Source organism: Streptomyces sp. PTL18 (assembly GCF_059510295.1).
Genome location: NZ_JCAJZO010000011.1, coordinates 59,521 through 79,801 on the forward strand (window position 1 = coordinate 59,521; position 20,281 = coordinate 79,801).

At 70.9% G+C, this 20,281-nt stretch carries 18 protein-coding genes; 16 read left to right on the forward strand and 2 right to left on the reverse strand.

Features of this window, described 5'->3' with window-relative positions; genetic code table 11:
- Positions 1-103 precede the first annotated feature (103 nt).
- Positions 104-1,522 (forward strand): sugar porter family MFS transporter, encoded by a 1,419-nt coding sequence (locus tag AC5WS8_RS21790; protein ID WP_496105117.1) that lies wholly within the window; start codon positions 104-106, stop codon positions 1,520-1,522.
- 600 nt (positions 1,523-2,122) lie between these two features.
- Positions 2,123-3,325, forward strand: coding sequence for a signal recognition particle-docking protein FtsY (gene ftsY / locus AC5WS8_RS21795; protein WP_496105118.1), 1,203 nt, complete (start codon positions 2,123-2,125; stop codon positions 3,323-3,325).
- Positions 3,326-3,597: 272 nt separating this feature from the next.
- On the opposite strand, the gene AC5WS8_RS21800 is transcribed toward ftsY, so the two are convergent.
- Complete coding sequence (locus tag AC5WS8_RS21800; protein ID WP_496105119.1) at positions 3,598-4,260, reverse strand: bifunctional DNA primase/polymerase; 663 nt, start codon at positions 4,258-4,260, stop codon at positions 3,598-3,600.
- Between the two features lie 446 nt (positions 4,261-4,706).
- Here AC5WS8_RS21800 and nsdA point away from each other — a divergent pair, with 446 nt between their 5' ends.
- The 5 genes from nsdA (at position 4,707) to ffh (ending at position 12,416) form a co-directional block, all read left to right on the forward strand.
- Complete coding sequence (gene nsdA, locus AC5WS8_RS21805; protein ID WP_496105120.1) at positions 4,707-6,185, forward strand: transcriptional repressor NsdA; 1,479 nt, start codon at positions 4,707-4,709, stop codon at positions 6,183-6,185.
- Between the two features lie 443 nt (positions 6,186-6,628).
- On the forward strand, positions 6,629-7,969 hold the full coding sequence (locus tag AC5WS8_RS21810; protein ID WP_496105121.1) for an ammonium transporter: 1,341 nt from the start codon (positions 6,629-6,631) through the stop codon (positions 7,967-7,969).
- Complete coding sequence (locus AC5WS8_RS21815; protein ID WP_103839971.1) at positions 7,966-8,304, forward strand: P-II family nitrogen regulator; 339 nt, start codon at positions 7,966-7,968, stop codon at positions 8,302-8,304. The genes AC5WS8_RS21810 and AC5WS8_RS21815 overlap by 4 nt, the downstream gene beginning before the upstream one ends.
- 26 nt (positions 8,305-8,330) lie before the next feature.
- Positions 8,331-10,778 (forward strand): [protein-PII] uridylyltransferase, encoded by a 2,448-nt coding sequence (locus tag AC5WS8_RS21820; protein WP_496105122.1) that lies wholly within the window; start codon positions 8,331-8,333, stop codon positions 10,776-10,778.
- Between the two features lie 87 nt (positions 10,779-10,865).
- Entirely contained in the window at positions 10,866-12,416 is a 1,551-nt protein-coding gene (ffh, locus tag AC5WS8_RS21825) for a signal recognition particle protein (protein WP_496105123.1), read from the forward strand.
- A 97-nt stretch (positions 12,417-12,513) separates the two neighbouring features.
- On the opposite strand, the gene AC5WS8_RS21830 is transcribed toward ffh, so the two are convergent.
- On the reverse strand, positions 12,514-13,374 hold the full coding sequence (locus tag AC5WS8_RS21830; RefSeq protein ID WP_496105124.1) for a type 2 periplasmic-binding domain-containing protein: 861 nt from the start codon (positions 13,372-13,374) through the stop codon (positions 12,514-12,516).
- A 605-nt stretch (positions 13,375-13,979) separates the two neighbouring features.
- Here AC5WS8_RS21830 and AC5WS8_RS21835 point away from each other — a divergent pair.
- From AC5WS8_RS21835 to lepB (AC5WS8_RS21875), 9 genes are all read left to right on the forward strand, one after another.
- On the forward strand, positions 13,980-14,576 hold the full coding sequence (locus AC5WS8_RS21835) for a hypothetical protein (protein WP_496105125.1): 597 nt from the start codon (positions 13,980-13,982) through the stop codon (positions 14,574-14,576).
- 303 nt (positions 14,577-14,879) lie between these two features.
- Entirely contained in the window at positions 14,880-15,308 is a 429-nt protein-coding gene (rpsP, locus tag AC5WS8_RS21840; protein WP_496105126.1) for a 30S ribosomal protein S16, read from the forward strand.
- 2 nt (positions 15,309-15,310) lie between these two features.
- The gene (locus tag AC5WS8_RS21845) at positions 15,311-15,550 is read left to right on the forward strand and encodes an RNA-binding protein (protein WP_007384965.1); all 240 of its coding nucleotides are present in this window, start codon (positions 15,311-15,313) and stop codon (positions 15,548-15,550) included.
- 81 nt (positions 15,551-15,631) lie between these two features.
- Positions 15,632-16,177: a ribosome maturation factor RimM gene (gene rimM / locus AC5WS8_RS21850; protein WP_496105127.1), complete on the forward strand. Its 546-nt coding sequence runs from the start codon at positions 15,632-15,634 to the stop codon at positions 16,175-16,177.
- Positions 16,174-17,007, forward strand: a complete 834-nt coding sequence (trmD, locus tag AC5WS8_RS21855) for a tRNA (guanosine(37)-N1)-methyltransferase TrmD (RefSeq protein ID WP_496105128.1) — start codon at positions 16,174-16,176, stop codon at positions 17,005-17,007. Before rimM ends, trmD begins: the two co-directional genes overlap by 4 nt.
- Positions 17,008-17,143: 136 nt before the next feature.
- Complete coding sequence (gene rplS, locus AC5WS8_RS21860) at positions 17,144-17,494, forward strand: 50S ribosomal protein L19 (RefSeq protein ID WP_076091320.1); 351 nt, start codon at positions 17,144-17,146, stop codon at positions 17,492-17,494.
- A 45-nt stretch (positions 17,495-17,539) separates the two neighbouring features.
- Positions 17,540-18,295 (forward strand): signal peptidase I, encoded by a 756-nt coding sequence (lepB, locus tag AC5WS8_RS21865; RefSeq protein WP_496105129.1) that lies wholly within the window; start codon positions 17,540-17,542, stop codon positions 18,293-18,295.
- Positions 18,288-19,376 carry a signal peptidase I gene (lepB, locus tag AC5WS8_RS21870; protein ID WP_496105130.1) on the forward strand — a complete coding sequence of 363 codons (1,089 nt, stop codon included), beginning with the start codon at positions 18,288-18,290 and terminating at the stop codon, positions 19,374-19,376. The genes lepB (AC5WS8_RS21865) and lepB (AC5WS8_RS21870) overlap by 8 nt, the downstream gene beginning before the upstream one ends.
- On the forward strand, positions 19,261-20,226 hold the full coding sequence (lepB, locus tag AC5WS8_RS21875; protein ID WP_496105131.1) for a signal peptidase I: 966 nt from the start codon (positions 19,261-19,263) through the stop codon (positions 20,224-20,226). Before lepB (AC5WS8_RS21870) ends, lepB (AC5WS8_RS21875) begins: the two co-directional genes overlap by 116 nt.
- Positions 20,227-20,281: the final 55 nt, after the last annotated feature.

Below are 20,281 nucleotides of genomic sequence, written 5' to 3' on the forward strand. Positions count from 1 at the left end.
GAGTGGCGTTAACGAGTGCTTCCCGGGTACTTGCAACGCCACCCCTACCCGAAAGGGCCCAGCCCACCCCCGGCAGCGCTGCCGGTGGCCCGAGGAGTACACGTTGACCAGCACAGCGCACGCATCCAGGACAGGAGCCGGCACGGCTCACCCCGATCATCTGGGGCACGTCATCTTCATCGCGGCGGCCGCCGCGATGGGCGGCTTCCTCTTCGGCTACGACAGCTCCGTGATCAACGGCGCCGTCGAGGCCATCCGGGACCGCTACGACATCGGCTCCGCAGCGCTGGCGCAGGTCATCGCCGTCGCCCTGATCGGCTGTGCCGTCGGTGCCGCCACCGCCGGTCGCATAGCGGACCGCCTCGGCCGTATCCGGGTGATGCAGATCGCGGCCGTCCTCTTCGTCGCCAGCGCCGTCGGCTCCGCCCTGCCTTTCGCCCTGTGGGACTTCGCCCTGTGGCGCATCATCGGCGGCTTCGCCATCGGCATGGCCTCCGTGATCGGTCCCGCCTACATCGCCGAGGTCGCCCCGCCCGCCTACCGCGGCCGGCTCGGCTCCTTCCAGCAGGCCGCGATCGTCGTCGGCATCGCCGTCTCGCAGCTGGTCAACTGGGGCCTGCTCAACGCCGCCGGCGGCCACCAGCGCGGCAAGCTGATGGGCCTGGAGGCCTGGCAGGTCATGCTCGGCGTCATGGTCGTCCCGGCCCTCCTGTACGGCCTGCTCTCCTTCGCCATCCCCGAGTCCCCCCGCTTCCTGCTCTCCGTCGGCAAGCGGGAGCGCGCGCGGGAGATCCTCGCCGAGGTCGAGGGCCAGGGCGCCGATCTGGACGCCCGCGTGGCCGAGATCGAGCAGGCCATGAAGAGCGAGCACAAGTCCACCTTCAAGGACCTGCTCGGAGGCGGCTTCTTCTTCAAGCCGATCGTCTGGATCGGCATCGGCCTGTCGGTCTTCCAGCAGTTCGTCGGTATCAACGTCGCGTTCTACTACTCCTCGACGCTGTGGCAGTCGGTCGGCGTCGACCCGACGGACTCGTTCTTCTACTCCTTCACCACCTCGATCATCAACATCGTCGGCACCGTGATCGCGATGATCTTCGTGGACCGCATCGGCCGCAGGCCGCTCGCGCTCATCGGATCCGTCGGCATGGCCGTCGGCCTCGCACTGGAGGCCTGGGCGTTCTCGTACCACCTGGTCGACGGCAAGCTGCCCAGCACCCCGGGCTGGGTCGCCCTGATAGCCGCCCACGTGTTCGTCCTCTTCTTCGCCCTGTCCTGGGGTGTGGTCGTCTGGGTCATGCTCGGCGAGATGTTCCCGAACCGGATCCGCGCCGCCGCCCTGGGCGTGGCCGCCGCCGCGCAGTGGATCGCCAACTGGGCCATCACCGCGAGCTTCCCCTCGCTCGCCGACTGGAACCTGTCCGGCACCTACGTGATCTACGCGGCCTTCGCCGCGCTCTCCATCCCGTTCGTCCTGAAGTTCGTGAAGGAGACGAAGGGCAAGGCGCTGGAGGAGATGGGCTGAGCCTGACGGAAAGGCTCCTCGCACTCGAGGAGAAGGGCCAAGTCCCCGCTGCCCCTCTCCTCGGACCCCGTCGCCGCCCGGCTCGGCCACTGCCCGAGCCGGGCGGCGGTCCTCCGCCCGCCACCCCGTACGGAAGGCCGAGCTCTCCAGCCGGGTGAGCACCCGCTCGCGGAACAGCTGCGGGCTGCGTCGGGCCGCGTCCGCGCGGCGCCGACGGCGGCCCGTCGGCCACCGGGACGGTGACCGAGCGCCGTCGGGTCGCACCGAGCACGTTTCAGCGGCGAAGACGAAGGGCGACGGCAGCCGGTTGGTCGCCGTCCCGTGGTGCTCCTCCGTCTGCACCGTGGTGATCCCCGGCCGTCGGCGTACCCGGCCGTCGCCGCGGCCGTGCGGTAGCGGTGCCCCGTGGGGCCGGGGTGGCCCCGGGTTCGACCAGGTCGAACCATACGGCCGCGACGGCCGTGACAAGGTCCCCCTTCGCCTGCGCCGGGCGGGTGTACGGGGGGACGTCAGCCGATGGCCCGTCAGGAGACCAGGGGTGTGGGGCCCCGGAGCCGCCGCCGAACGGGGCGGTGCCCGGTCGCGCATACTGGACCCGTTATGGAAACCGTCATCCTTGCTGTAGTCATCGCCGTGGTCGTGCTCGGCGCGCTCGGCGGGCTCATCGTCGGCAGCCGGCGCCGCAGGCCGCTGCCCCCGGCGCCCCCCAAGACGCCCGACATCACCGCCCCTCCGGTCGAGCCGCACGTCGGCGAAGAGGCCGAGACCCCGCGCGACGAGGATCGCCGGACGATAGAGGAGGTGGATCTTCCGGGCGGTGGGGCTCCCGTCGCCGTCGAGGAGCCGCCCGTCATCGAGGCGCCCCCGATCGAGATCCCGGAGCCCACCGCCGGCCGTCTGGTCCGTCTGCGGGCCCGTCTGTCACGTTCGCAGAATGCGCTCGGCAAGGGGCTCCTCACCCTCCTGTCCCGCGAGCACCTCGACGACGAGACCTGGGAGGAGATCGAGGACACGCTGCTCACCGCCGACGTCGGCGTGCAGCCCACCCAGGAGCTGGTCGAGCGGCTGCGCGAGCGCGTGAAGGTGCTCGGCACCCGCATGCCCCAGGAGCTGCGCGGCCTGCTGCGCGAGGAGCTGCTCACGCTGGTCGGCCCCGAGATGGACCGCACCGTCCACACCGAGCCCGAGACCAGCAAGCCCGGCATCGTGATGGTCGTCGGCGTCAACGGCACCGGCAAGACCACCACCACCGGCAAGCTGGCCCGGGTCCTGGTGGCCGACGGCCGCACCGTCGTCCTCGGCGCCGCCGACACCTTCCGTGCCGCCGCCGCCGACCAGTTGCAGACCTGGGGCGAGCGGGTCGGCGCCTACACCGTGCGCGGGCCGGAGGGCGGCGACCCCGCCTCCGTGGCCTTCGACGCGGTCAAGGAGGGCAAGGAGATGGGCGCCGACGTGGTGCTGATCGACACCGCCGGCCGGCTGCACACCAAGACCGGGCTCATGGACGAGCTGGGCAAGGTCAAGCGCGTCGTGGAGAAGCACGCCCCGCTCGACGAGGTGCTGCTCGTCCTGGACGCCACGACCGGGCAGAACGGTCTCATCCAGGCCCGTGTCTTCGCCGAGGTCGTGGACATCACGGGCATCGTGCTCACCAAGCTCGACGGCACGGCCAAGGGCGGCATCGTGGTGGCGGTCCAGCGGGAGCTGGGGGTGCCGGTGAAGCTGGTCGGTCTCGGCGAGGGTGCGGACGACCTGGCGCCGTTCGAGCCGGAAGCGTTCGTGGATGCGCTTATCGGGGACTGAGCGCGCCGGCGCACGCCGTGCGTGCGGGATCGTACGGAGGAAGGGCCCTGTTCCACGGTGCAACTGGAACGGGGCCCTTCGGTATCGGTGGAGCCGGCCCTTCTCGTGTCGGCCGACCCGGTGCCCACCAGTGCCACGGCAGGCCACGTTTGCCCGTCGAGGAGCGGCGTGCGGTGCGTGCTCTCCAGGGGCACCCCCTGCTCGCAGAGCTCGGGGGAGCCTGCCGGGCGTCGCGACGTGGCGAACGTTGCCTGCCGGGGTGGGCCACAGCACTAGACGCCTGAGCGATGCGCCACATGCGCCAGCGTGCCGATCAGCAGGCGGGCCGCCGGGGGCTTGGTCGCCGAGTCCAGGGCGGGGGAGCGGAGCCAGCGGACCGGGCCCAGGCCGCCGCGGTCCGAGGGCGGGGCCGTGACGTACGCGCCGGGGCCCAGGGCGTGCAGATCCAGGGCGGTGTCGTCCCACGCCATCCGGTACAGCAGCTCGGGCAGCTCGGCGGCGGACCCGGCGGCGACGAAGAAGTGGGCGCGGCCCTCCGGGGTCGCCGTCACCGGGCCGAGCGGCAGGCCCATGCGCTCCAGCCGGACCAGGGCGCGCCGCCCGGCCGCCTCGGCGACCTCGATCACGTCGAACGCCCGGCCGACCGGCAGCATCACCGCGGCGCCCGGTACCTCGGCCCAGGTCTCGGTCACCTCGTCGAGTGTCGCGCCGGCACGCATGACGGGCGCGAAGTCCAGCGGGTGCGCGCCGGGCGCACCGCAGTCCGCCTTCCCGCAGGAGCACTGCCCGGCGACCGCCCGTGCGCCGGGCACCACGTCCCAGCCCCACAGCCCGGTGTACTCGGCCACGGCCGTGCACTCCGACGAGCGGCCCCGGCGCCGCGCACCGGAGCGGATGTCGCGGATGCCCCGCGTGCCGCCGATCGTGAAGCCCATGCCCCCTCCAACGGGTCCAGCGCGCCGGTGGTTACGCCTTGGAAGCGGAACGTGACTTTCTGTTCCCGGTCCTGAGTCGTCTCCACGGGGCCCCGGGCAGCGCCCGGTTGCATCCCGGGGTGGTGCGCGGTCGGTGCGCGCCGCTGAGTGCACGTATCCATCCGCTTCCGGCTGTCATGTGTCAAGTGAATCGTGCGGGGCCCGCCCTTGGTTCATTCGAAGGGGTGGCGAATGGTGGCGTTTCTGTGTACGCCATGGCTGGCCGAGTGATCGTGGGACTACTTTGAGTGCACGGCTCCTGGGGTGTGTGCGCTCGCGGGTATGCCGGAGGCAAGTCGGTTCCCGTCCGACGGGTGAGAACCACCGACGCGAGGCCGTGCGCACCGGCATTCTGGTAGTGCTTGGCGCGCACAGCGACAAGTGGTCTGAGGGATGGGGGCGTTCCAGTGGGCGGCAGTGACGGAAGCGCGACGAACGCCGACAAGCGCCCCAACGAGCTGCTCACCTCGTGGTTCGTGCGCAGCGGCTGGTCGAAGGGCGAGCTGGCGCGCCAAGTGAACCGCAGAGCGCGCCAGTTGGGGGCGAACCACATCTCCACGGACACCTCCCGGGTGCGCCGCTGGCTCGACGGGGAGAACCCGCGCGAGCCGATCCCGCGAATCCTGTCGGAGCTGTTCTCCGAGCGTTTCGGCTGTGTGGTCGCCGTCGAGGACCTCGGGCTGCGCCCCGCACACCAGTCACCCTCCGTGTCCGGGATCGACCTGCCCTGGACGGGCCCGCAGACCGTGGCCATGATCAGCGAGTTCTCGCGCAGCGACCTGATGCTGGCGCGGCGCGGCTTCCTCGGGACCTCGCTGGCCCTGTCCGCGGGCCCGTCCCTCATCGAGCCCGTGCAGCGCTGGCTGGTGCCGAGCCCCGCCTCCCCGCGCGAGGAGCCCCTGACCGCCGCGCCCTCCGGGCGTGCCCGCGGCCGGCTCTCCCAGCCCGAGCTCGACCTCCTCGAGGCCACCACCGTGATGTTCCGCAAGTGGGACGCCCAGTGCGGCGGCGGACTGCGCCGCAAGGCGGTCGTCGGCCAGCTGCACGAGGTGACCGACCTCCTGCAGGAACCGCAGCCCGAGGCCACCACCAGGCGCCTGTTCAAGGTCGCCGCCGAGCTCGCCGAACTGGCCGGCTGGATGAGCTATGACGTCGGACTGCAGCCCACCGCGCAGAAGTACTTCGTGCTCGCCCTGCACGCCGCCAAGGAGGCGGGTGACAAGCCGCTCGGCTCGTACATCCTCTCCAGCATGAGCCGCCAGATGATCCACCTCGGCCGTCCCGAGGACGCCCTGGAGCTCATCCATCTCGCCCAGTACGGCAGCCGCGACTGCGCGAGCCCCCGCACCCAGGCGATGCTGTATGCGATGGAGGCCCGCGCGTACGCGAACATGGGACAACCCGGCAGGTGCAAGCGCGCCGTCCGGATGGCCGAGGACACCTTCGCCGACGCCGAGGACTGGGACCGGCCCGACCCCGACTGGATCCGCTTCTTCTCCGAGGCCGAGCTGTACGCGGAGAACTCCCACTCCTTCCGCGACCTCGCCTATGTCGCGGGCCGCAGCCCCACCTACGCCTCCCTCGCCGAGCCGCTGATGCACAGCGCCGTCGACCGGTTCGCCGCGGATCCCGAGCACCAGCGGTCGTACGCGCTCAACCTGATCGGCATGGCCACCGTGCATCTCCTCCAGCGCGAACCCGAGCAGAGCGCTGTGCTCACCAAGCGGGCCCTGGAGGTCGCCAAAAAGGTGCGCTCGGAACGGGTCAACACTCGTATTCGAAAAACCGTCGACACCGCTGTACGCGATTTCGGTGAGCTCTCGGAGATCGTCGAACTCGCCGATCATCTCGCCGCCCATCTGCCCGAGACCGCCGAAGCGGGCTGACCCCTCGCGGGCCCCGGGATCCAAGGGCCCAAGGACTCCGGCCGCGGCCGCCATCCCAACCGCCCGACTCGGCTCCCCCCATGCCAGGTCATCGGATGGCCGTCGCGGCCGGGCTCTCTTTTGCGCCCGAGTCGGCGCCGCTCTCGCGGAGACGGTTGCTCGCCGTGGGGGCTGAACAATTGATGGTTGCCGGGTGATTCGGCCGATGGTCGTGCTGCCCGCCATCGAAGGTTGCGCCACGATAACGATCAGCGCTGCCGGTATCCGGCAGTTCATCAACGCGTAACACGCCGGGCGCCTTCGTCACTGCGGTGAAACATCGAGGGGCTTCCACCGAAACGGCGCTGCGTCAATCTCGTGGCCCATAACCCCCACGCCCTCATGACCGGACCGCTCTCCGGCTTCGCCCGCACGGGGCCGTACCAACCGACTAGGAGACGCCGATGGCACCAGCCGCCATCACGCTTGCGGCGGACGCACCCAAGCTGTCGTCCGCCAACACAGGTTTCATGCTCATCGCTTCCGCCCTGGTGCTGATCATGACCCCGGGCCTGGCCTTCTTCTACGGAGGCATGGTCCGCGTCAAGAGCACCCTGAACATGCTGATGATGAGCTTCATCAGCATGGGCATCATCACCATTCTGTGGGTGCTCTACGGCTTCTCCCTCGCCTTCGGCACGAGCAACGGCTTCATCGGCTGGGACTCCGACTGGTTCGGCCTCCGCAAGATCGGTCTGACGGAGCTCTGGCCCGGCTACACGATCCCGATCTTCGTGTTCATGGTCTTCCAGATGATGTTCGCGATCATCACGCCGGCCCTGATAAGCGGCGCCCTCGCGGACCGTGTGAAGTTCTCGGCCTGGTCGCTCTTCATCGCGCTGTGGCTCACGGTCGTCTACGTCCCGGTCGCCCACTGGGTCTGGGGTTCCGACGGCTGGGCCTTCAAGCTCGGCGTGATCGACTTCGCGGGTGGAACGGCGGTCCACATCAACGCCGGTGCGGCCGCGCTCGGAGTGATCCTCGTCATCGGCAAGCGCGTCGGCTTCAAGAAGGACCCGATGCGTCCGCACAGCCTTCCGCTGGTCATGCTCGGCGCGGGTCTGCTGTGGTTCGGCTGGTTCGGCTTCAACGCGGGCTCCTGGCTCGGCAACGACGACGGCGTCGGTGCGCTGATGTTCGTCAACACGCAGGTCGCCACAGGTGCCGCCATGCTGGCCTGGCTCGCCTACGAGAAGATCCGCCACGGCGCGTTCACCACGCTGGGAGCGGCCTCCGGCGCGGTCGCCGGTCTGGTCGCGATCACCCCGTCCGGTGGTGCGGTCTCCCCGCTCGGCGCGATCGCCGTCGGTGCCATCGCCGGTGTCGCCTGCGCCGCGGCCGTGGGCCTGAAGTTCAAGTTCGGCTACGACGACTCCCTCGACGTCGTCGGCGTCCACATGGTCGGCGGCATCATCGGCTCCCTGCTGATCGGCTTCTTCGCCACCGGCAAGGGCCAGTCCACCGCCACGGGCGTCTTCTACGGGGACCACAGCTTCACCCAGCTGTGGAAGCAGTGCGCCGGTGTCGGCGCGGTCCTCGCCTACTCCCTGGTCGTCTCCGCGGTCCTCGCCTTCCTCCTCGACAAGACGATCGGCATGCGGGTCACCGAGGACGAGGAGGTCTCGGGCATCGACCAGGCCGAGCACGCCGAGACCGCATACGACTTCAGCGGCGCGGGCGGTGGTGTCATCGGGACCGCGGCCTCGGCCCTGACGGCCACGGAGACCAGGAAGGTGGACGCATGAGGCTCATCACCGCCGTCGTCAAGCCGCACCGGCTCGACGAGATCAAGGAGGCCCTCCAGGCCTTCGGGGTCCACGGACTCACGGTCACGGAAGCGAGCGGCTACGGTCGGCAGCGGGGACACACGGAGGTCTACCGCGGCGCCGAGTACACGGTCGACCTGGTCCCCAAGATCCGTATCGAGGTGCTGGCCGAGGACGACGACGCCGAACAGCTCATCGAGGTGATCGTCAAGGCGGCCCGCACCGGCAAGATCGGTGACGGCAAGGTCTGGTCCATCCCGGTCGAGACGGCCGTACGGGTCCGGACCGGCGAGCGCGGACCCGACGCGCTCTAGGACACGCAACGAACAGGAGTCGCTGGGTGACGAGTACGGACGCACGTACGGAAGCAGAGAGCTCGGGACCCAGCGGCTACGCGGCGGCCCGGCTGAGCCTCCTCACGGAGGGGGCGCAGTCCGGGCCGCCGCGCCGTGCCGCCCTGTCCGACCTGACGGACGGCTGGCTCGCGGAGCTGTTCGCCGCGGGCGCCGAGGGAGTACGGGGCGTGTCCCTGGTCGCCGTCGGAGGGTACGGCCGGGGCGAGCTGTCCCCGCGCAGCGACCTCGACCTGCTCCTGCTCCACGACGGCGGTGACAGCAAGGCCGTCGCCGCCCTCGCCGACCGCATCTGGTACCCCGTGTGGGACCTCGGTCTGGCCCTCGACCACTCCGTGCGCACCCCCGCGGAGGCCCGCAAGACCGCCGGCGAGGACCTCAAGGTACAGCTCGGCCTGCTGGACGCCCGGCACCTGGCGGGCGACCTCGGGCTCACCGCGGGCCTGCGGACGGCCGTGCTGGCCGACTGGCGCAACCAGGCGCCGAAACGTCTCCCCGAACTGCAGGAGCTGTGCGCCGAGCGGGCCGAGCGGCAGGGCGAGCTGCAGTACCTGCTGGAGCCGGACCTCAAGGAGGCCAGGGGCGGACTGCGCGACGCCACGGCCCTGCGGGCGGTCGCCGCCTCCTGGCTCGCGGACGCCCCGCGCGAGGGACTGGCCGACGCCCGGCGCAGGCTCCTCGACGTGCGCGACGCGCTGCATCTGACCACCGGGCGCGCCACCGACCGGCTGGCGCTGCAGGAGCAGGACCAGGTCGCCACCGAGCTGGGCCTGCTGGACGCCGACACCCTGCTGCGGCAGGTGTACGAGGCGGCGCGCGTGATCTCGTACGCCAGTGACGTCACCTGGCGTGAAGTGGGGCGCGTGCTGCGTTCGCGCGCCGTGCGGCCGAGACTGCGCGCCATGCTCGGAGGTGGGAAACCGGTCACCGAGCGATCCCCCCTGGCCGAGGGCGTGGTGGAGCAGGACGGCGAAGTCGTCCTCGCGCGCGCCGCGCGTCCCGAACGCGATCCCGTGCTCCCGCTGCGCGCCGCCGCTGCCGCCGCCCAGGCGGGCCTCCCGCTCTCCCTGCACGCCGTACGGCGCATGGCCGGCTCCGTGCGCCCCCTGCCCACGCCGTGGCCCGCCGAGGCGCGCGAACAGCTCGTGACCCTGCTGGGCTCCGGCCGTCCCACCGTCGAGGTCTGGGAGGCCCTGGAGGCCGAGGGCCTGATCACCCGCCTGCTGCCGGACTGGGAACGGGTGCGCTGCCGCCCGCAGCGCAACGCGGTGCACCTGTGGACCGTCGACCGTCACCTGATCGAGACGGCCGTGCGCGCCTCCGAACTGACCCGCCGCGTGGGCCGCCCCGACCTCCTCCTGGTCGCCGCGCTCCTGCACGACATCGGCAAGGGCTGGCCCGGCGACCACTCCGTCGCCGGCGAGATCATCGCTCGGGACGTGGCCGGGCGCATCGGCTTCGACCGCGACGACGTCGCCGTCCTCGCCACCCTCGTACGCCACCACCTGCTCCTCGTGGAGACCGCGACCCGGCGCGATCTGGAGGACCCGGCCACCGTCCGCTCGGTCGCCGAGGCCGTCGGTTCGCAGAACACGCTGGAACTGCTGCACGCCCTCACCGAGGCCGACGCGCTCGCCACCGGACCCGCGGCCTGGTCGACCTGGCGCAGCGCTCTCGTGACCGACCTGGTGAAACGGGTCTCCGCGGTGCTGGCCGGCGACGAGCCAGCCGACCCCGAGGCCGCCGCGCCCACCGCCGAGCAGGAACGGCTCGCCGTCGAGGCCTACCGCACCGGCGGCCCGGTTCTGGCCCTGCGCGCCCAGACCGAGCCGCCCGCCGAGGAACCGTCCGGCGAACCGGAACCCCTCGGTGTGGAGCTCCTCATCGCCGTACCGGACCAGCCCGGGGTACTGCCCGCCGTGGCCGGCGTGCTCGCCGTGCACCGCCTCACCGTCCGCACCGCCGAGCTGCGCGCCCTGGACCTGCCCGACGGCATGCACGACGGCTCGGTGCTGCTGCTCGACTGGCGGGTCGCGGCGGAGTACGGCTCCCTGCCCCAGGCCGCCCGGCTGCGCGCCGACCTCGTACGGGCCCTGGACGGCTCCCTGGACATCTCGGCCCGCCTGGCGGAACGCGACGCGGCCTACCCGCGCCGCCGGGGCGTGCTGCCCCCGCCGCCGCGCGTGACGGTCGCCTCCGCGGCCTCCCGGCACGCGACGGTGATCGAGGTCCGAGCCCAGGACGCGCCGGGGCTGCTGTTCCGGATCGGGCGGGCGCTGGAGAAGGCGGGGGTGCGGGTGCGCAGCGCCCATGTCTCCACGCTGGGCGCCAACGCCGTGGACGCCTTCTACGTGACGACGGCCACGGGCGCGCCGTTGCCGGGGGAGGAGGCGGTGTCGGTGGCACGGGCGCTGGAGGAGGCGTTGCGGGGGTGACCCGGCGGGCGGGGGCGTTTTCCCCGCAGGGCCGGATACCCTGGAGGGCAGCCCAAGACGACCCCGACCCCGAGGACCGACGCCGCCGTGTTCGACACCCTCTCCGACCGCCTCAGCGCGACTTTCAAAAGCCTCCGCGGGAAAGGCAGGCTCTCCGAGGCGGACATCGACGCCACGGCGCGCGACATCCGCATCGCGCTTCTCGAAGCCGACGTGGCCCTGCCCGTGGTCCGCTCCTTCATCAAGAACGTCAAGGAGCGCGCCCTGGGCGCCGAGGTCTCCCGGGCCCTGAACCCCGCCCAGCAGGTCCTCAAGATCGTCAACGACGAGCTGGTCACGATCCTCGGCGGCGAGACCCGTCGCCTGCGCTTCGCCAAGCAGCCCCCGACCGTGATCATGCTCGCGGGCCTGCAGGGTGCCGGTAAGACCACCCTGGCGGGCAAGCTCGGCACGTGGCTCAAGGAGCAGGGCCACTCCCCGCTCCTGGTCGCCGCCGACCTCCAGCGCCCGAACGCGGTCAACCAGCTCGGCGTCGTCGCCGAGCGCGCCGGTGTCGCCGTCTACGCACCCGAGCCCGGCAACGGCGTCGGCGATCCGGTCAAGGTCGCCAGGGACTCCATCGACTTCGCCCGGCAGAAGCTCCACGACATCGTGATCGTGGACACCGCGGGCCGCCTCGGCATCGACCAGGAGATGATGCAGCAGGCCGCGGACATCCGGGACGCGGTCTCGCCGGACGAGATCCTCTTCGTCGTCGACGCCATGATCGGCCAGGACGCCGTGAACACCGCGGAGGCCTTCCGCGACGGCGTCGGCTTCGACGGCGTGGTGCTCTCCAAGCTCGACGGTGACGCCCGTGGTGGTGCGGCCCTGTCGATCCGCCAGATCACCGGCAAGCCGATCATGTTCGCGTCGAACGGCGAGAAGCTCGACGACTTCGACGCCTTCCACCCGGACCGAATGGCCTCCCGCATCCTCGACATGGGTGACCTGCTCACCCTGATCGAACAGGCGGAGAAGACGTTCAGCCAGGAAGAGGCCGAGAAGATGGCCTCCAAGCTGGCGTCCAAGAAGGGCCAGGACTTCACCCTCGACGACTTCCTGGCCCAGATGGAGCAGGTCAGGAAGATGGGCTCCATCTCCAAGCTGCTCGGCATGCTCCCGGGCATGGGCCAGATCAAGGACCAGATCCAGAACATCGACGAGCGGGACGTCGACCGCACCGCCGCGATCATCAAGTCGATGACCCCGGGCGAGCGCCAGGACCCGACGATCATCAACGGCTCGCGCCGCGCCCGTATCGCCAAGGGTTCCGGCGTCGAGGTCAGCGCGGTGAAGAACCTCGTCGAGCGGTTCTTCGAGGCCCGGAAGATGATGTCCCGCATGGCCCAGGGCGGCGGCATGCCCGGCATGCCGGGGATCCCGGGCATGGGCGGCGGCCCCGGCCGTGCGAAGAAGCAGCAGAAGAAGGCCAAGGGCAAGCAGCGCTCCGGCAACCCGATGAAGCGCAGGCAGCAGGAACAGGAGGAGGCCGCACGCCGCGCCGCCGCGGCGCAGGGCGGGGGCGCCTTCGGCCTGCCGCAGCAGAGCGGTCAGGAGTTCGAACTGCCGGACGAGTTCAAGAAGTTCATGGGCTGACGCCGCTTCGACGCCTACGACACCGGGGCGCCCCTCCGAGGAGGGGCGCCCCCGTGTCGTCCAGGGTTCCGTTCGGATCCTGCCGGGCTCGCGGTCCCTAGGGGACGCGGGCGATCAGGTAGCGGAAGACGTTCGGCATCCACACCGTGCCGTCCGCACGCCGGTGCGGATGCAGCGCCTCCGTCAGCTCCTTGTCGACCTGCTCCTGGTCCGTCGCCTCGATCGCCGCGTCGAACAGCCCCGTCGACAGCATCCCCCGCAGCGCACTGTCCAGGTCGGCGTACCCGAAGGGGCAGGCGACCCGCCCCGATCCGTCCGGCCTGAGCCCGCAGCGCTGCGCGGTCTCCTCCAGGTCGTCGCGCCGGGCCGGCCGCCAACCACCCCCGCCGCGTTCCATGTCGGCCGGTGTGGCGGCGACCCGCAGGACCGACGCCGTGCTGCACCGCTCCGGCGGCCCCCACCCGGCGAGCACCACGGGCGCCCCGTGCTCCGTGAACCGCGCCGCCGCCACCAGCTGTTCCTCAAGGGGTCCGGCGCCACCGGCCGCACAGCCGATCGGCTCGAACGCGGTCACCAGGTTGTACGCCGGCTCATCGGGCCCGGGCGCCACGTCCCTCGGCGAGCCGTCGACGATCCGGGCACCGGCCCACGCGCGCGTCCCCCACGGCGCGGGCCCCAGCCGCTCGCGCGCGAGCGCCAGCCGTTCGCACGCCCCGCAGTCCACGCCGGTGACCGACGCGCCCCGGGAGGCGGCCATCAGCAGGGCCAGCCCCGTACCGCACCCGAGCCCCAGCAACCGCGTCCCCGTACCCACTTCCAGTCGGTCGTAGACGGCCTCGTAGAGCGGCACCAGCATCCGCTCCTGGATCTCCGCCCAGTCACGCGCACGTGCACGCCGGTCCACGCGAGGAACCGCGCCCGCGTGGGAGAGGTGCTGCCGCACGGGCGTAGGTGTCATCGAAAGCGCCCCAATCCGCCAAGAGTTGCCGCTGTCTGTCGATGCCGTCCCCCGTGACGTGCCCTCGCACTCGGCCCCCGTGGCCCCCGTATGGCCTCCGTATGCCAGGAAACTCCGCGCCCGTCGCGGCGTCCAGGGGTCGTGTGGCACTCGGTCCGTGCCGTTCGCCGCGCCCGGCGGCCGGGTACGCATCCCCTGGGCCGCGCCCCGGCGGGCACGGCGAGGCCGGGCCGTCGAGGCCGGTCGAGCACGCGGCGACCGCACGGTGTCCGGTCACAGCGGACGGTCCGGTTCCGGTGCCGACGACGTACCCGGTAACGTCGCCGTCCTCGCGTGCGCTGACTGAGATGAAGGACCGTGGGCCGGAAGCGGCCGAAACGCCTCTTGCGTATCCGGTGACCACAGGGCCCCGGAGTGCCAGGTCCTCCTACGCGCCGGACCGTAGAGGTGGCTACGCACCACCTTGGGATGAGCTGTGAGGCTTCTCCGCAGTTCGGCGCACCCGCCCTCGTCAGGACACATCAGCGGCAACTGACGGGTACGTGCAAATTATTTGGGATGCCCCGGAATAGGAACACGCAGGGCCCCAGGCTCGTTGTCATTACGTGAGCACGACACCACCTGTTCTCGCCGCAGAGCTGGCGCAGGCGTGGGCCGACATTCAGCGGTACCACCCCGAGCTGCCCGATCTTGCCGCGCCCGAGTCACTGATCGGAGAGTCGTCGTCCGCCTGCGGGCACGAACTCTCCTTCGAGCGACTGCTCCATGAGGCAGTCCATGGCATCGCCGCCGCCCGCGGAGTACGCGACACCTCCCGCGCCGGCCGCTACCACAACCGCAGATTCCTCGCGATCGCCGAGGAACTTGGCCTGGACCACCCGGAGGAGCCGCACCCGAGCAGCGGCTTCTCTCTGGTCACGCTCAACCCCGAGGCGAAACGGCGCTACCGCTCGACGATCGAGCGGCTGCAGCGCGCACTCAAGGCCCACTCGCAGGCGACGGCCGCCGACACGGCCCGCACGTTCCGGGGCCCGGCCGCCCGCCACGGCTCCTCCGGAGGCGGCGTCCGCGTCAAGGCGGTCTGCGACTGCGGCCGCAACGTCCGCGTGGTCCCCTCGGTCCTGGCCCAGGCCCCGATCGTGTGCGGCGGCTGCGGAAAGCCGTTCCGCATCCCCGAGCCGGTGGGGGCGGCGGCAAGCTGAGCCGCGGCTGCTCGTGGCGGCCGTACCTCGCTTGCGCACGGACACCCGTGAGCGCCGGGCGGTGTGACCAACGCCCGGGGGACCCCGGCGCCGGGTGTCTCTTCGTCATGCCCGCACGCGTGCGCACCGCCCCCTCGGCCCGATGCGACCCGCAGGGTGTGGCACAATGGCTAGCTGTACTCGACAGCCGCACAGGACCCCTCTCTCCTCCGGCTGACGCGTCCATCGGGCACTCGGGTACCGCAACCCCACGCGGCCACTTCGCCGTGCCCAACCACGTCAAATCCAGGAGAACCCACTCCCGTGGCAGTCAAGATCAAGCTGAAGCGTCTGGGCAAGATCCGTTCGCCTCACTACCGCATCGTCGTCGCCGACTCCCGCACCCGCCGTGACGGCCGGGCGATCGAGGAGATCGGCAAGTACCACCCGACGTACAACCCGTCGGTGATCGAGGTCGACGCCGAGCGCGTGGCGTACTGGCTCGGTGTCGGCGCTCAGCCGACCGAGCCCGTGCTCGCCATCCTCAAGAAGACCGGCGACTGGCAGAAGTTCAAGGGCGAGCCCGCCCCGGCGCCGCTGCTGCAGCCGGAGGCCAAGTCCACGCGTCCGTCGTTCGAGGCCATCAGCGGCGAGGACGAGGGCAAGGGCGAGGCGATCACCCAGAAGAAGAAGGCCGAGAAGAAGGACGAGGCCCCGGCCGAGTCCTCTGCGTCTGAGCCGACCGAGGCCTGAGCATGCTCGAGGAGGCTCTCGAGCACCTCGTGAAGGGCATCGTCGACAACCCCGACGATGTGCAGGTGGCCTCGCGCACCCTGCGTCGCGGGCGTGTGCTCGAGGTCCGGGTGCACCCCGACGACCTCGGCAAGGTGATCGGTCGCAACGGCCGCACCGCACGTGCTCTGCGCACCGTCGTGGGCGCCATCGGTGGCCGCGGCGTCCGGGTCGACCTCGTCGACGTGGACCACGTCCGCTGAACCAACGCAGCACCGGCTCGGGCCGGGGAGGGCCACTGCGCCGTCCCCGGCCCGTAGTCGTATGACAGGAGATCAAGCACAGTGCAGCTGGTAGTCGCACGGATCGGCCGCGCCCACGGGATCAGGGGCGAGGTCACCGTGGAAGTACGTACCGACGAGCCGGAGCTCAGGCTCGCCCCCGGCGCCGTACTGGCCACCGACCCCGCCTCGGCCGGGCCGCTGACCATCGAGACCGGTCGGGTGCACAGCGGCCGCCTGCTCCTGCGCTTCACGGGAGTGGGAGACCGCACCGCCGCGGAGGCGCTGCGCAACATCCTGCTGATCGCCGAGGTCGACCCCGATGAGCTGCCCGAGGGGGAGGACGAGTACTACGACCACCAGCTCATCGACCTGGACGTGGTGACCGAGGACGGCGTCGAGGTCGGCCGTATCACCGAGATCTCGCACCTGCCCACGCAGGACCTGTTCGTGGTCGAGCGCCCCGACGGGACCGAGGTGATGATCCCGTTCGTCCAGGAGATCGTCACCCAGATCGATCTCGAGGAGCAGCGGGCCGTGATCGACCCCCCGCCCGGGCTGATCGACGACCGTGCCGAGATCGCGTCGCCGAGGGACGAGGGTGCATGAGGCTCGACGTCGTCACCATCTTCCCCGAGTACCTGGAACCGCTGAACGTCTCCCTCGTCGGCAAGGCACGCGCGCGTGGACAGCTCGCCCTCCATGTGCACGACCTGCGCTCGTGGACGTACGACCGCCACAACACCGTCGACGACACCCCGTACGGCGGCGGCCCCGGCATGGTCATGAAGACCGAGCCCTGGGGCGAGGCCCTGGACGAGATACTCGCCGACGGCTACGGGACCGGGTCCCACGAGCCCGCGCTCATCGTGCCGACCCCCAGCGGCCGCCCCTTCACCCAGGAACTCGCCGGCGAGCTCTCCGAGCGCCCCTGGCTGATCTTCACGCCCGCCCGCTACGAGGGCATCGACCGCCGTGTCGTCGACGAGTACGCCACCCGGATGCCGGTGTTCGAGGTGTCCATCGGCGACTACGTCCTCGCCGGCGGCGAGGCGGCCGTCCTCGTCATCACCGAGGCGGTGGCCCGGCTGCTGCCCGGCGTCCTCGGCAACGCCGAGTCCCACCGGGACGACTCCTTCGCGCCCGGCGCGATGGCCGGCCTTCTGGAGGGCCCCGTCTACACCAAGCCCCCCGCCTGGCGCGGCCGGGGCATCCCCGACGTGCTGCTCAGCGGCCACCACGGGAAGATCGCCCGCTGGCGCCGCGACCAGGCCCTGAAGCGCACGACGGCCAACCGGCCCGACCTGATCGAACGCTGCGAGCCCTCCGCCTTCGACAAGAAGGACCGCGAGATGCTCTCCATCCTGGGCTGGGCACCGGACCCGGAAGGCGAGCCGTACGGCCGATTTTGGCGCAGGCCGGACGGCGTGGAAGAATAGTCCGCTGTTGTCCGTCGTCCGGCGTGCGCCCCTGCCACAGGGGGACACGACGCCCGCCCCGACGACGACCACACCCTCTTACCGAAAACCTACGTACCGCTGATGACCTGTGGCATCGGCGAAGAAAGCAGACGAAATGTCTCACCTGCTCGACTCCGTCGACGCCGCGTCGCTGCGCAGCGACATCCCGGCCTTCCGCCCCGGTGACACCGTCAACGTCCACGTCCGCGTCATCGAGGGCAACCGCTCCCGCGTGCAGCAGTTCAAGGGCGTCGTGATCCGCCGCCAGGGCTCCGGGGTGCGCGAGACCTTCACGGTCCGCAAGGTCTCCTTCTCCGTCGGCGTCGAGCGCACCTTCCCGGTGCACACCCCGATCGTCGAGAAGATCGAGCTCGTCACCAGGGGTGACGTGCGTCGCGCCAAGCTGTACTACCTGCGCGACCTGCGCGGCAAGGCCGCGAAGATCAAGGAGAAGCGCGAGAACTGAGCGCCTGAGGGAGTTCACAGGGGGGCCGGATAGCATCTGCCCCCGATGGACACCGAAGCACAGCATGTGGAGCGCGACCGCTCCTCCCACCCCACTCGGCCCGAGGAGACCTCGGACACAGGGGGGCCGGAGGAACGGTCGCGCTTCGCGTTGCTGTCCCGGGTGGCCGACTGGCTGCCCGGCGGCCGGATCACCCTCACCGTGCTGGCCTGCCTGCTGTTCGTCCTCGCCCTCGGCACGTTCGTCACACAGCCGTTCGACATTCCGAGCGGTTCCATGGAGCGCGGATTGAGGATCGGGGACCGCGTTCTCGTAAATAAGGTGGCGTACCGTTTCGGATCGGCGCCGCAGCGGGGAGACGTCGTCGTGTTCGACGGCACCGGGTATTTCGGGAACGGCGACTACGTCAAACGGGTAGTAGGTGTAGGGGGAGACCACGTGGTCTGCTGCGACAAGGAGGGGAGGCTCGAGGTGAACGGCCGGTCGGTCGACGAGTCGGCGTTTCTTTACCCCGGCAACAGCCCGTCCGACGTCTCATTCGACGTCGTCGTGCCCGACGGCACGCTCTTCGTCCTCGGCGACCACCGCAGTCACTCCAGCGACTCCCGGGACCACCTCGGCTCGCCGGGCGGCGGCATGGTCCCCGTCGGAGCCGTGATCGGCCGGGCCGACTGGGTGGTCTGGCCCGCCGCGCACGTCCGGCACATCACCCGCCCCGGCGCCTACGCGCGCGTGCCCGGGCCCGGCACGAGCGCCCCGAAGGCGAAGGCGCCGGTGACAGCGGGCGGTGCGCATGGGTAGCCGGGGCAAACCGCGCGGTGTGCCGTCCGACACCGCCGCGCAGAACCTGCTGCCCACCGGCGCGCGCCGCGCCGCCGGCGGGGCCCCCACCGGACGCAGCCGTGCCGAGCGGCGCAAACTCCAGCGCAAGGTGAAACGCAAGAGGAGGCGTTCCGCCGTCAAGGAGATACCGCTCCTCGTCGGTGTCGCCGTCCTCATAGCGCTGGTCCTGAAGACCTTCCTCGTGCAGGCGTTCGTCATCCCGTCGGGCTCCATGGAGAACACGATCCAGATCGGCGACCGGGTCCTCGTCGACAAGCTGACGCCGTGGTTCGGCTCCAAGCCGCATCGTGGTGACGTCGTCGTCTTCCGGGACCCCGGCGACTGGCTCGCCGGGGAGAAGACGCCCAAGAAGAACGACCCCATCGTCGTCAAGCAGGTCAAGGAAGGGCTCACCTGGATCGGGCTGCTGCCGTCCGACAACGACAAGGACCTCATCAAACGGGTCGTCGCGGTCGGCGGGGACACGGTCAAGTGCTGCGACACGCAAGGGCGGGTCACGGTCAACGGCATGCCGCTGAATGAGCCGTACATTCACCCGGGGAACAAACCTTCGGACTTCTCCTTCTCGGAGACCGTGCCACCGGGCCGGCTGTGGGTCATGGGCGACCACCGGGCCAACTCGGCCGACTCCCGCTACCACCGCAACGAGCCGTACGGCGGTACTGTCTCGGAGGAGTCCGTCGTGGGCCGCGCCATGGTTATCGCCTGGCCTGTTGGGCACTGGACCCGACTGAAGGAGCCGGACACTTACGCGTCGGTGCCGAGCGGTGCGAGGAGCGCACTCGGTCCGTCGCATAGGGTGGCCTTCGCGGATCGATACGGATTGATCCCCCTCCCGAGCCCTGCGGAACTGCCGCTCGTTATGGGAGTGGTAGGCCTGCGTCGACAGGGGCGCCGGCGGCGATACGGAGTGAGGAGTGGATGTGGGGGATTTGGCGGTCGGCGCAAGGTCCGGACACGAGGGTCCCGAAGAGCGGCCGGAACGACCCGACGAGTCGGCCGCCCCGGCCGCGGAAGAGCACGTCGACCCCGGGAGTGACTCACCGGCGCACGACGCGCAGGAGAGTCGCGGGCAGGGCGACGGCCAGGGCGACGGCCCCAAGAAGCAGCGCTCCTTCTGGAAGGAACTGCCGCTCCTCATCGGCATCGCGCTGGTGCTCGCGCTGCTGATCAAGACGTTCCTGGTGCAGGCGTTCTCCATCCCCTCGGACTCGATGCAGAACACCCTCCAGCAGGGCGACCGCGTCCTCGTCGACAAGCTGACCCCATGGTTCGGCTCGAAGCCCTCACGAGGCGAGGTAGTGGTCTTCCACGACCCGGACAACTGGCTGGCGGGCGAGCCCACCAGCACACCGAACGCCCTGCAGACGGCGCTGAGCTGGATCGGCCTGATGCCGTCCGCCGAGGAGAAGGATCTCATCAAGCGGGTCGTCGGCGTCGCCGGCGACACCATCGAGTGCAAGAACACCGGACCGCTGCTGGTCAACGGCAAGCCGCTCAACGAGTCGTACGTGTACCAGGGCAACACCCCGTGCAGCGTCGACGACCAGGGCGGCCAGTTCAAGGTCACGGTGCCTCCGGGCAGGATCTGGGTCATGGGCGACCACCGGCAGAACTCGCTCGACTCCCGCTACCACCAGCAGGACAAGTACCGGGGCTTCGTGCCGGTGGGGAACGTCGTGGGCCGCGCCATCGTGATCGCCTGGCCGCCCACCCGCTGGACCACGCTGCCCATCCCGGACACCTACGACCAGGGCCTGAACACCGTGGCTCCCTCGGCCCTCGGCCTGGTCGGCGCCGTACCGCTGGTGATGTGGCGCAGGCGCCGCCGCACGGCGCGCCTTACCGAGGGAAACCGGCGGGTTTCCGGCAGCGGTACCGCCGGGTAGGGTGCCGTCCCAGATCGCCGATCTTCCGCGGCCCGGCTGTGACCGCGGGATCGAT

Excerpts from the sequence above, each read along its gene's own strand:
- ftsY (WP_496105118.1), top strand. The coding sequence starts at position 2,123 with ATGGAAACCGTCATCCTTGCTGTAGTCATCGCCGTGGTCGTGCTCGGC.
- AC5WS8_RS21800 (WP_496105119.1), bottom strand. The coding sequence starts at position 4,260 with ATGGGCTTCACGATCGGCGGCACGCGGGGCATCCGCGACATCCGCTCC.
- AC5WS8_RS21810 (WP_496105121.1), top strand. The coding sequence starts at position 6,629 with ATGGCACCAGCCGCCATCACGCTTGCGGCGGACGCACCCAAGCTGTCG.
- AC5WS8_RS21815 (WP_103839971.1), top strand. The coding sequence starts at position 7,966 with ATGAGGCTCATCACCGCCGTCGTCAAGCCGCACCGGCTCGACGAGATC.
- AC5WS8_RS21830 (WP_496105124.1), bottom strand. The coding sequence starts at position 13,374 with ATGACACCTACGCCCGTGCGGCAGCACCTCTCCCACGCGGGCGCGGTT.
- AC5WS8_RS21845 (WP_007384965.1), top strand. The coding sequence starts at position 15,311 with ATGCTCGAGGAGGCTCTCGAGCACCTCGTGAAGGGCATCGTCGACAAC.
- trmD (WP_496105128.1), top strand. The coding sequence starts at position 16,174 with ATGAGGCTCGACGTCGTCACCATCTTCCCCGAGTACCTGGAACCGCTG.
- rplS (WP_076091320.1), top strand. The coding sequence starts at position 17,144 with ATGTCTCACCTGCTCGACTCCGTCGACGCCGCGTCGCTGCGCAGCGAC.
- lepB (WP_496105129.1), top strand. The coding sequence starts at position 17,540 with ATGGACACCGAAGCACAGCATGTGGAGCGCGACCGCTCCTCCCACCCC.
- lepB (WP_496105130.1), top strand. The coding sequence starts at position 18,288 with ATGGGTAGCCGGGGCAAACCGCGCGGTGTGCCGTCCGACACCGCCGCG.